10 protein-coding genes are annotated in these 12,182 nt (G+C 39.6%); 5 read left to right on the plus strand and 5 right to left on the minus strand.

Translation table 11 applies throughout. The features are described 5' to 3' along the window. The first annotated feature begins 91 nt into the window (after positions 1 to 91). From M9892_01085 to dnaE, 3 genes are all read left to right on the plus strand, one after another. Positions 92 to 973, plus strand: coding sequence for a DUF808 domain-containing protein (locus tag M9892_01085; protein MCO5252944.1), 882 nt, complete (start codon positions 92 to 94; stop codon positions 971 to 973). Between the two features lie 284 nt (positions 974 to 1,257). Next, the gene (gdhA, locus tag M9892_01090; GenBank protein MCO5252945.1) at positions 1,258 to 2,613 is read left to right on the plus strand and encodes an NADP-specific glutamate dehydrogenase; all 1,356 of its coding nucleotides are present in this window, start codon (positions 1,258 to 1,260) and stop codon (positions 2,611 to 2,613) included. Positions 2,614 to 2,792: 179 nt separating this feature from the next. Then, the gene (gene dnaE, locus M9892_01095) at positions 2,793 to 6,470 is read left to right on the plus strand and encodes a DNA polymerase III subunit alpha (protein ID MCO5252946.1); all 3,678 of its coding nucleotides are present in this window, start codon (positions 2,793 to 2,795) and stop codon (positions 6,468 to 6,470) included. A gap of 2 nt (positions 6,471 to 6,472) precedes the next feature. Here the strand turns inward: dnaE and M9892_01100 are convergent, their stop codons facing one another. The 4 genes from M9892_01100 to trmB are packed head-to-tail and all read right to left on the minus strand — an operon-like array spanning position 6,473 to position 10,212. Beyond that, positions 6,473 to 7,681, minus strand: a complete 1,209-nt coding sequence (locus M9892_01100) for a bifunctional 3,4-dihydroxy-2-butanone-4-phosphate synthase/GTP cyclohydrolase II (GenBank protein MCO5252947.1) — start codon at positions 7,679 to 7,681, stop codon at positions 6,473 to 6,475. Between the two features lie 35 nt (positions 7,682 to 7,716). Then, a complete protein-coding gene (locus tag M9892_01105) occupies positions 7,717 to 8,433 on the minus strand; it encodes an ABC transporter ATP-binding protein (protein MCO5252948.1) in 717 nt (238 codons plus the stop codon). Further along, positions 8,423 to 9,439 carry an iron ABC transporter permease gene (locus M9892_01110; GenBank protein MCO5252949.1) on the minus strand — a complete coding sequence of 339 codons (1,017 nt, stop codon included), beginning with the start codon at positions 9,437 to 9,439 and terminating at the stop codon, positions 8,423 to 8,425. Before M9892_01110 ends, M9892_01105 begins: the two co-directional genes overlap by 11 nt. Positions 9,440 to 9,462: 23 nt before the next feature. After that, a complete protein-coding gene (gene trmB / locus M9892_01115; GenBank protein ID MCO5252950.1) occupies positions 9,463 to 10,212 on the minus strand; it encodes a tRNA (guanosine(46)-N7)-methyltransferase TrmB in 750 nt (249 codons plus the stop codon). A gap of 36 nt (positions 10,213 to 10,248) precedes the next feature. Here trmB and M9892_01120 point away from each other — a divergent pair, with 36 nt between their 5' ends. After that, positions 10,249 to 10,533: a YbaB/EbfC family nucleoid-associated protein gene (locus tag M9892_01120; protein ID MCO5252951.1), complete on the plus strand. Its 285-nt coding sequence runs from the start codon at positions 10,249 to 10,251 to the stop codon at positions 10,531 to 10,533. Positions 10,534 to 10,628: 95 nt separating this feature from the next. Continuing rightward, complete coding sequence (trxA, locus tag M9892_01125) at positions 10,629 to 11,351, plus strand: thioredoxin (protein MCO5252952.1); 723 nt, start codon at positions 10,629 to 10,631, stop codon at positions 11,349 to 11,351. 92 nt (positions 11,352 to 11,443) lie between these two features. Here trxA and M9892_01130 read toward each other — a convergent pair whose 3' ends face one another. Further along, positions 11,444 to 12,169, minus strand: a complete 726-nt coding sequence (locus M9892_01130; protein ID MCO5252953.1) for a DsbA family oxidoreductase — start codon at positions 12,167 to 12,169, stop codon at positions 11,444 to 11,446. Between the last annotated feature and the right edge of the window lie 13 nt (positions 12,170 to 12,182).

Here is a 12,182-nt window from a genome sequence, read left to right on the forward strand (position 1 = left end):
ACTAAAAATAATTTATTTCAATCCATTTGTTCCAAAGCATAGCTTAATGCAAATGTGATTTTGCATTAATTTTGCAGTCCTAATAGAATTTATGGCATCAGGGATATTTGCTCTTTTAGACGATATTGGAGCATTAATGGATGATGTGGCAACATCCGCTAAAATAGCCACACAAAAAACTGCCGGAATCTTAGGAGATGATCTTGCGGTCAATGCAGAGAAATCAACCGGATTTGTTTCATCAAGAGAGTTGCCGGTTCTTTGGGAGATTACAAAAGGCTCTTTTATAAATAAACTCATTATCATTCCGGTGGTTTTCTTGCTCAATATTTATCTACCCGTTGTTATTACAGTTGTCCTTATGGCGGGTGGTATATACCTCGCTTATGAGGGAGCGGAAAAAATCATTTCTTATCTCTTTCATCGCAAATCAGACATAAATAGTACAACTACAAACAACATGAATGATGAGATTTCGGAAAAAAAGAAAATCTCCGATGCTATTAAAACTGATTTTATTCTGTCTATTGAAATTGTCATCATCGCACTCAGTACGGTGTTAGACAAAGAACTTTGGCTTCGAATTTCTACAGTTTCAATCATAGCAATCATTGCCACTATTGGGGTATATGGGATTGTAGCCCTGATTGTGCGATTAGACGACATAGGATATAGGTTCATAAAGAAATCAAAAGGTAAAGGATTTTTAAGAATCATTGGAAGGATATTAGTCAGCTCTTTGCCCATCATCATTAGAGCCATGTCTGTCATTGGTACTATTGCCTTGTTATTGGTAGCGGGAGGACTTTTTTTACACAACATCCCACTCTTGCATCATTGGTTTGAAAATATACCCGAATTATTTACTTCTTTATTTTTGGGGCTAATTGCAGGAATATTAACATTCTTGGCACTTTGGTTATTTAAGAAAATTATCCCAAACAAGACTAAACAAGCAGTTGCAAAATCTTAAGGCTTTGTTAAAACTTAACTATACTAAGGGTGAATCAGATTAATTGTATCCCAAAATCCAATATATATCCTCTCGGTAAATGAGAAGAAAAGCAGACGTTTTTCGCTCAAGATTCTCTATTGTAAATTCTAAAACTTGGCACAATAGTTATTTTAGAATAGAAAAATCACTTCGTTGCACTATCACAATCAGCACATTACAAGACGCAAATAAAAATTAAAACAAAAATATCAACCTATTTAAAAGATTTTAGATTTGCTGCCCTAAAACACAATAGAACACTTATGGCAAGCACTAAATTGCAAAAAGAAGTGGATGCTTTTATGAAGAAAGTAGAAGCAAAAAACGGACACGAAACAGAATTCATTCAGGCTGTACGTGAAGTGGCTGAAACTGTGATTCCGTACATCATTACACACCCAATTTATCAAACCAAAAACATTCTTGAAAGAATCGTAGAGCCGGAAAGAACCATAATTTTCAGAGTGCCATGGATGGACGACAAAGGAAACTATCAAGTAAACAGAGGATTTCGTATTGAATTTAACTCAGCCTTAGGTCCCTATAAAGGCGGATTAAGGTTTCATCCTTCAGTCAACCTTTCTATACTTAAATTCTTGGGTTTTGAACAAATTTTCAAAAACTCCCTCACTTCATTGCCTTTGGGTGGCGGTAAAGGCGGAGCTGATTTTGACCCTACGGGAAAATCGGATAACGAGATTATGCGTTTTTGCCAATCATTTATGACAGAACTTGCCCGCCATATCGGACCTAATATTGACGTACCTGCCGGGGACATCGGTGTTGGAGGACGTGAAATAGGTTATTTATTTGGTCAATATAAACGCATTCGCAATGAGTTTTCCGGAGTTCTAACCGGCAAAGGTTTAAGCTATGGCGGCTCGCTCATTCGCCCTGAAGCAACGGGATACGGAATTGTATATTTTACAGAAGAAATGCTCAAAACAATAGGTCAAAATATTAAAGGTAAATCTGTTGTGATTTCAGGTTTTGGAAATGTTGCGTGGGGTGTTGCACTGAAAGTGAACGAATTGGGCGGAAAACCCATTGCCATCTCAGGTCCTGACGGCTATATTTATGATGCAGATGGAATATCGGGCAACAAGATTGAATTTATGTTAGAGATGAGAATGAGTGGTAGAAACAGTGTTGAGATGTACCTGAATAAATTTCCTAAAGCAAAATTTGTGAAAGGAAAACGCCCTTGGGAAGTCAAATGCGACATTGCCATCCCTTGTGCTACACAAAATGAATTAGACGCATATGATGCAGCTAATTTGATAAAAAACGGCTGTATTTGTGTTACCGAAGGTGCTAATATGCCTTGCACTCCCGAAGCTGTTGAGCTGATTCAAAAAGCAAACATATTGTTTTCTCCCGGCAAAGCATCCAATGCCGGAGGAGTAGCAACATCCGGCTTAGAAATGACCCAAAACTCAATGAGAATTTCATGGTCTGCTGAAGAGGTTGACCACAAATTACAAAATATCATGAAACTAATTCATGAATCCTGTGTGAAATATGGCAAAGATGGGAAGCATATCAACTATGTCAAAGGAGCCAATATAGCAGGGTTTGTGAAAGTAGCAGACGCCATGATTGAACAGGGTTTGGTTTAATACAACCTTTGTGATTCTTCGTCCTCACTTAATACCAATCAATTAAAAGTAAGGTATTTAATTGAACAATAGTTTTACCATCCGACTGTTGATTAATATCGGATAAAAAGAGTGGCAACTGACTCAAAAGCCATTTGGAGATAACTATCTTTGTTAGCCCCTTTTACCCCTTTTCCGATATGCCTAAATTTTCTCATTTACACGTACACACTCAATACTCTTTGCTTGATGGTGCCGCCAAAATTAAAGATCTTTATAAAAAAGCGATGGCTGACAATATGCCGGCTATTGCCATCACTGACCACGGCAATATGTTTGGAGTGTTTGAATTTGTGGCAGAAGCATGGAAACACAAAGACGCAAACGGCAAACCCATTGTAAAGCCTATCATAGGCTGCGAATTTTATTTAGTAGAGGACAGACATAGAAAAACTTTTACCAAAGAAGATAGAGACCAACGTTGTCATCAACTCATGTTGGCGAAGAACGAAATCGGATACCGTAATCTGACCAAACTCTGCTCTTTGGGATATATTGAAGGTTATTACAGCAAATATCCTCGAATTGATAAAGAATTAGTAGAAAAGTATCACGAAGGTTTGATTGCTACAAGTTGTTGTTTGGCTGCCGAAATCCCCCGCACTATTCTTAGAAAGGGAGAAGAAGAAGCCGAAAAAGTATTGAAATGGTGGTTGAATCTATTTGGCGAAGATTTTTATATAGAACTGCAAAGACATAACATCCCCGACCAGATTAAGGTTAATGAAGTATTATTAAAATTTGCCACTAAATACAATCTCAAAGTCATAGCTTCCAATGATAGTCATTACACCGAACGCGAAGACGCCAGCGCACATGACATCCTGCTGTGCATCAACACGGGTTCCAAAGTAAACGACCCTAAAGCCAGCGATTTTGCCGAAGACGGAGTGAGCAAATCCGGTCGTTTTGCCTTTGCAAACGATGAGTTTTATTTCAAGAAACAGGACGAAATGAACGCTCTGTTTCAAGATATACCCCAAGCGATTGATTACACCAACGAAATAGTAGATAAGGTAGAAGCACTAAATCTCCACAAAGACATTCTTCTGCCTGACTTCCCGATTCCAACAGAGTACAACATCCATACTAATGAGGAAACACACAACCAAAAAGCGATTAGCGCAAGTGCACTCAATCAGTGGGAATACCTCAAACACCTGACTTATGAAGGCGCGCAAAAACGCTATGGCTCCTTGGAAGACAAGGTCAAAGAACGCATAGATTTTGAATTACACACCATTAAGACCATGGGATTCGCAGGCTACTTTCTCATTGTATCGGACTTCATTGTGTGGGGCAAAAATAACGGGGTTTATATAGGACCCGGCAGAGGTTCGGCAGCCGGTAGTGCGGTTGCATACTGCATTGGAATTACCAATATTGACCCCATTAAATACGAACTGCTTTTTGAGCGTTTCTTAAATCCTGAGCGAGCCAGCATGCCCGATATTGATACTGACTTTGATGATGAAGGCAGGGAGCGTGTGCTACAATATGTATCTGAAAAATACGGTAAAAACCAAGTTGCCAATATCATAACCTATGGCACAATGGCTGCCAAAACCAGCATACGCGACACCGCAAGGGTTATGGATTTGGACTTAAAAGAATCTGACTATTTAGCAAAACTCATCCCCGACAGACCGGTAGGCTTGAAATTTGATGACCTTTATGAAAGACCGCTCACAGGCGCAAACAACCCCGAAAGCCTTGAAGCCAAAGGAGTCAGCATAGAGGATATACAAAAAATCAAAGAACTCCGCGAAATCATATCCGGTGACCCTGACGAACTCAAGACCAAAGTATTAACAGAAGCCCGAAAATTAGAAGGAACCGCACGAAACACAGGCGTGCACGCTGCGGGTGTAATCATTGCACCCACAGACATCTCTGATATCATTCCGGTTGCAGTAGCCAAAGATTCAGACTTGTATGTTACGCAATATGAAGGAACGGTGATTGAATCCGCAGGCGTAATCAAAATGGACTTTCTGGGTTTGAAAACCTTGTCAATCCTCCGCGACACCATCAAATTAATTCAGAATAAAAAGAACATAACCATTGACTTGGACACCATCCCGCTGGATGACAAAAAGACTTTTGAGCTTTACAAAAAAGGACACACCATTGGAACTTTTCAGTTTGAAAGTCCGCAGATGCAGAAATATCTCCGCGAACTCAAGCCCGACAGGCTGGAAGACCTGATTGCGATGAATGCCTTATACAGACCCGGACCAATGCAATATATCAGTTCTTTTATTGCCCGAAAACGCGGCAAAGAAGCCATTGAATACGACCTGCCTGAAATGGAAGAATATCTTGCCGAAACTTATGGTATTACTGTATATCAGGAGCAGGTTATGTTGTTAAGCCAAAAGTTAGCTAATTTTAGCAAAGGGGAAGCTGACACCTTGCGTAAAGCAATGGGTAAGAAGCAGATTGCCATCATTGACAAGATGGAGGAAAAATTTATTGCAGGGACTGCCCAAAACAATCACCCTGCTGAAGCATGTAAAAAAATCTGGAACGACTGGAAAAAATTTGCCGAGTATGCATTCAACAAATCACACTCAACTTGCTATGCTATTGTGGCTTATCAAACTGCCTATCTCAAAGCGCATTATCCGGCAGAATATATGGCAACTGTACTGTCTCACAACCTTAATGATTTGTCCAAACTATCTTTTTTTATGGATGAATGTAAGTCTATGGGCATTGATGTATTGGGACCTAACATAAACGAAAGTGATGTTAAGTTTTCTGTAAACAAGCAAGGAGCTATCCGTTTCGGGCTGAGTGGTTTGAGCGGTGTAGGCGAAGGTGCTTCTGAAGCTATTGTAGAGGAAAGAGAAACTAATGGTGTTTATGAAGATGCTTTTGATTTAGTAAAAAGGGTCAAATCCAAACAGTTAAATAAAAGAGTATTGGACAGTTTGGCACGCTCCGGAGCTTTTGATTTTGATAAAAAATATCACAGAACTCAGTATTTTGCTGAGAAACCCGGGGAACCAACGGGAATAGAGCTACTGCTTAAATATGGTACGGCAGCACAAGAGGCAGAACTATCTTCTCAGATTTCTTTGTTTGGAGGTGGCGATACTCAGCACTCTGCATTAGGCAAACCCAAGCTGCCCGAGGCGGAACCACTTCCACAATTTACTTTACTCGAGGAAGAACGCAGAATTGCCGGTCTATTCTTGTCAAGCCACCCACTGGATTTGTACCAAGTCGAAATCACTGCAACCAAAGCCACGCCACTCTCAGCGCTCAAAGAAATAGATAAGATTCAAAATAAAAAACTCCTACTGGCTTTTTATGTTTTGAGTGTTAAACAAGCAATGGGCAAAAACAATAAACCTTTTATGGTTGTGGAGATTGAAGACAAATCAGACTCTCATTCTCTGCGTTTTTACGACAATGATTTTGTCAATTTTGGCAAACACTTTTCACCGCAGACCGCAGTTTATATGGTAATGGAGTTTAGCAAGAACAGTTATACAAAAGACGGAGTTGACAAGAGTTATATCAAAACTAAATATTATGAGTTTGGCATGTTGCAAGACCTTGCCAATAGAAAAATCAATGGGCTTGAGATCATTTTTGGTATTCAATCAACAGAACGAGAAAAGTTAGACGAATTTATGACCTTGATTAAGGAGAATAAAGGCAAGTACCCTCTAAATATCACTTTTGTAGCAAACGGATATCTATTACCAACTCGCTCAGAAAAGTACAAAGTGGATTTAAACCTAAAATTTCTGAAAGCGCTGGAAGATATGGATGCAGAAGTGCGTATAAACTCACAAACACTGTAAGTTTAGCTAAGCTTGTGTCCTAATTTTTCTTCTTTGGTTTTCATATAATCCTCATTGTAAGGATTGGTATGGATGATAATCGGCACATTGTCCACTACTTCCAAACCGTACCCTATCAACCCGGTTCTCTTCTTAGGATTATTTGACATTAAGCGCATTTTGGCAACCCCCAAATCCCTGAGAATTTGCGCTCCCACGCCATAATCTCGTTGATCCGGTTTGAAACCAAGTTCAATATTGGCTTCGACCGTATCCATGCCTTGTTCTTGCAGTTTGTATGCTTTGAGTTTATTGACAAGTCCAATACCCCTGCCCTCTTGGTTCATATACACAATAACTCCCTTTCCTTCTTTGTCAATCATTTCCATTGCATGGTGCAGTTGGTCTCCGCAATCGCAACGGAAAGAGGCAAAAATATCACCGGTAACACAACTGGAATGCACCCGAACTAAGACCGGCTCATTGGGTTTAATTTCACCTTTAACCAAAGCCAGATGCACTTCACCCGTATTGATTTGTGTATAAGCAGTCAGCATAAAATCTCCGTGCGCAGTAGGCAATTTAACGGTTACTTCTTTCTTTATCAAACTCTCATTTTTGATTCTGTATTTGATAAGCTCCTCAATAGAAATGATTTTAAGATCAAACTTTTTAGCTACTTGCATAAGATCTGCAAGCCGCGCCATTGTTCCGTCTTCGTTCATGATTTCGACCAAACAGCCTGCCGGCTCAAATCCTGACAGTTTTGCCAAATCAATAGCAGCCTCAGTGTGTCCTGCGCGTCTGAGCACGCCTTCTGAACGGGCTTTAAGCGGAAAAATATGTCCGGGACGGGCAAAATCCTCCGGTTTTGCATCAGGGTGTATCAAGCGTTGAATACACTTTGACCTGTCTTGTGCCGAAATCCCCGTTGTACAACCATGCCCAATCAAATCAACCGAAATCGTGAAAGGAGTATCAAACAAGGCGGTGTTTTTACCCACCATCAACTCGAGTTCGAGCTTGTTTGAAATTTCTTCGGAAATGGGGGCGCAAATGAGACCCCGCCCTTCCTTTGCCATAAAGTTGATAATCTCAGGAGTTGCATTTCGTGCAGCAGTCAGAAAATCACCTTCGTTTTCTCTGTCCTCATCATCTACCACAATGATAACTTTTCCTGCTTTTATGTCTGCAATAGCTTCTTCTATTGTGTTTAGCTTAATTTCGTCCATGTCAAAAAAGTGCTGCAAAGGTATAACACAAAGCGCTATTTCAGTTCGTCTCTAAGCTTTTTATTGTCGAGATTGACTTTGTGAATGATTCGCAAATCTTGGTTTTTTATCAACCAAAAAATCTCTCCCTTTTCTTGTGCCAAGTCAGGGTCATGGGTCGAAGCAATGATAATTTTATGTTCTTTGCGGGCAATATCCGACAATAGTTCAAACAAACTGCTCTTGCTATTATAATCCAAAAATGCTGTGGGCTCGTCCAGCACAATCACAGAAGTATTTTGCATAAGTGCCCGTGCAATCATTGCTTTTTGAAACTCACCGTCACTAATTTCATTGATATATCTGTCTTGTATGCTTTTTACCCCCGTAACGTGCACTGCATATTCAAAGTACTGAATTTGTTCTTGCGAGAATCGGCTAATGATATTGTTATGAGCAAGAGCACCGGACATGACCAAATCACGCACCTTCATAAAATCTACATGAGGTCTTTGCGCAAATACAAAAGCCACAAACCCTTCTTTCTTACTTAATTTATCAACTGATTCACCATTAAACACAGTTCTGCCGGCAATAGGTTTTAGCAATCCTCCCAATGTTTTGAGCAAAGTGGACTTCCCCGTCCCATTGGCTCCCAAAAGCAAAATAAAGGCTGGCGAGTTGATAGCAACAGAAACCGGTGAGGCTACCAAACTCCGGTCTCCGTAACCCCAAAGGACATTTTCCAGTATGAGTTTATTATCAGTTTTCATACATTTTGGTTCTTTGTCTAAACACTACCCCTACTACTACCGGACCTCCCAGTATAGCCGAAATTACGTTAATAGGAATCACATAGCCTTCAATCAAAACATGCGAAATCAAATCACACAACACAGCCAAAATAGCACCCAACAATGCTGTTGCTCCTATGAGTTGGGTGTGATGATAGGTTTTGAGCAAATGCCTTGCAAGGTGTGGCACTGCCATTCCTACAAAAGCAATGGGACCACAAAAAGCAGTGATAACGCCTACTGAGAGTCCTGTAATCAGGATAATCACTTTTCTGAACTTGGTCATATCAACTCCCATAGATTTTGCATACAAATCTCCAAGCAAGTATGTGTTTAGCCTTCCGGCATATAAAAATGAGGTAATCGTAGTAACCACAACGGCAGCAAAAATGAGCAGGTTTTGGCTTGTATCGGTTTGGTTGAAACTACCTAAGCCCCACAATATAAAAGCTTTTAATGTTTCAGGATTTGCCAAGAAATTAGCTACTCCCTGCATCGCTCCCAGAATCTGCCCTACAATCAAGCCCATAATAAGAATAGTAAAATTTCCGCCCACTCTGCCCGCTACCCAAATCATAAGCAGCAGCACCATAAAAGTTCCGGCAAGTGCAGACAAGCCCATACCAATATCATTTCTGAAAAAATCCGCAGCAAATGCAGGCAAAAACCCTGCTCCCAACATCACTAAACTAACCCCAAAAGAAGCACCCGAACTAATACCCAATACATAAGGACCGGCTAAAGGGTTGCGAAACAAGGTTTGCATGAGCAATCCACTGATGGACAATCCGGCTCCGGCAAGCAATGCAGTGAAGAGCTTTGGGATGCGGTATTTCCAGACTATAAAATGCGATGTTGCATCCGTATTTTGAAAAAAGATTGCCTCTCTAATGTCAGTTAAACTCATTTTGCTCGCGCCTAACATCAAGTCAAGAATGGCTACTGCAAACAAAATAATGAATAATATGGCATATTGTTTCTTCAAGGTTGAGGCAAAATAACAGTTTATTATTTATTCAAACCGAATTTCAGAAATCTAATCACCCGTTTTTCTTTCAACCACATTGTTTCGTAGTAAGTTTGGATGAGGAGAAAATCAGGAACGGGGTTTAATTGATAGATATTGGTAAGTGCTTCCACACATGGCAATCCTTGTTCTGCAATAATTTCTTTGGTGTATTCGAAGAGCAAAGGAGAATCAGTTTTGAGGTGGATTAGAGTGTCGGGTTTTGCGATTTTTCTATACAAATCTAAAAATCGGGGAGAAGTCAATCTCTTCTGAATGCGACTTTCCTGCGGCTGCGGGTCGGGAAATATTATCCATATTTCAGAAATTTCATTTTCAGCAAAGTACTTATCAATCAATTCGATTTGAATGCGTAAAAAAGCCACATTATCCAAGCCCCTTTCTTTGGACTGAGTAGCACCTTTCCACAGTCTGGCTCCTTTGATATCAATCCCCACAAAGTTCTTATCAGGGTGCAAGTGAGCTAATCCAACCGAATATTCGCCTCTGCCACAAGCTAGTTCCAGCACAATGGGATTGTTATTTTTGAAAACCAAGTTATTCCACTGCCCTTTCAAATGCGTGTCTTTAGCATCAAAAGTATGTTCCATTGCATTGTATTCAGCAAATTTTCGAAGTTTTCCTTTTCCCATTTTGCGGCTGCAAAGAAACTCAAAAACCTCAAAGGCGGAGCACCCTAAAAACAATATCAAATTCAGACTTGGAACATGGTTTTTAACTGACAGGCTCATTGCTTATATTTGCAGTGCAAAAAACATCAAAGAAATATGTTCGGAAATATTAGTAAAATGCTTGAACTCAAAAAGCAAGCAGAAGAAATGAAAGCTAAACTTGCTGACATCAGAGTAGTAAAAGAAAATCTCGGAATCAAGGTTGTATTAACCGGATTAAATAAAGTGGAGAGCATAACATTCAGTGATGATTTTTTTGCTGATAAAAGCAAACAAGAAATTGAAGAGATGCTTTCATTGGTTATTAACGCTGCACAAGAAGAGCTTAACAATCAACTCAAAACACAGTTTGCCGGTATTGCAGGAGGATTAGGGCTATAATCTTTCAATCCAATGAAATTGTACTTTATAGAGAATTAACTTCACTCACTTTTTTCTTATTTATCTTTGTAATCTCAAATTTAACACATTCCAAAATGAACAAAATCACACAATTCATCATCCTTACATTCGCAATCTTTATTTTTAACTCTTGTTCTCAAAACACTCAGATTGCCAATCTCTCACCTCTGGAATTTCAAGCGGCTTTTCAAAAAGATGCCGCCAACGCAATTCTGTTGGATGTGCGCACACCGCAAGAATTCAGCGTAAGCCGTATTGACGGAGCTGTTAACATGGATGTTAACGACCCAAATTTTGAAAAACAAATCGAAACCTTAGATAAAAATAAAATCATTTATGTCTATTGCCTATCCGGCTCCAGAAGCAAAGAAGCTGGAAATATACTTGCAAAAAAAGGATTTACAGTCAAAGAACTCAATCAAGGTATCCTTGGTTGGCGCAACAGCGGTTTACCTACCATAAACACAGACCCTGCTACAGGCGAAAAAAGACTTTCTGTTTCTGAAAAATTCTATGAAGAAATCAAAGGAAGCAAGTTGGTAATGGTTGATTTTTATGCCGATTGGTGCAGACCTTGTAAAATGATGGAACCCGATGTAAACCGTATCAAACAAGAAAGAGCAAGTGATGTTACTGTCCTCAAAATCAATACTGACAACGAAACTGCATTAGCAGAAAAATATAAAATTTCTTCCATACCTACGCTGATAATGTTCAAGAACAACGAACTGTTATATGAACAAGCAGGTTTACATACCTATGACCAAATCAATGATTTGATTAATAAGTATAAATAATTTCTGACAAATCGCGGGTTGCAACCCAAAGTCAGTATTAATCGTTTTATAAAAAAGTAGTAGTTATCGGTGTAAAACCGCATGGCTTCACACTACTCACATTTACCGTCCGGAGTACAAGAAGGTCCGTTTTGAATGTCAAGTTGAATTGTGGGATTGTCTTTGCGCCATTCTGCATAAGATTTATTCAGCGTTTCAACAAATGCTTCCACCGGTTGTGCTCCTGAAATTCCATATCTTCTGTTAAACACAAAAAACGGCACTCCGTTTATACCCAACTGTTGCGACTCCATGATGTCTTGTTTCACTTGATATGAATATTCATCGTGGGTAAGTGCTTGATTCACTTCATCGGAAGTCAGTCCTATTGCGTGCCCTAATTCTGTTAGGGTAGTTTCATTTGCCAGGTCTTTGCCATTGACAAAATATGCTTTAAAAAATACTTCCTCAGCTTGCTCTCCAAGTCCTTTTGATTTGGCAAACTGGATAATTCTATGTGTTTTGAAAGAGTTAGCAACCACAAGCGCCTCTAAATTATAGTGTAATCCGGCAGCAGAAGCCATTTCCAAAACTCTATCGTGCATTTGCACCGATTGCTGGTAACTGATGCCTTTCCGGTCTGCTAAATACTGATAAACATTGGTTTTATTTTCAATGTGCTCAGGAATATCGGGGTCAAGCTGAAAACTTTTCCAAATTACCTCAAGATATTTGCTGTCTGCAAATTGTTGGAGAGCAGCCTCAAAATGTCTTTTCCCTATATAGCAGAACGGACACATGATATCGCTCCATATCTCCACTTTCATTTTATTTTCCATGATAAACCCTTAT

It is taken from the genome of Bacteroidota bacterium, assembly GCA_023957335.1.
Lineage (GTDB): Bacteria > Bacteroidota > Bacteroidia > NS11-12g > UBA955 > JALOAG01.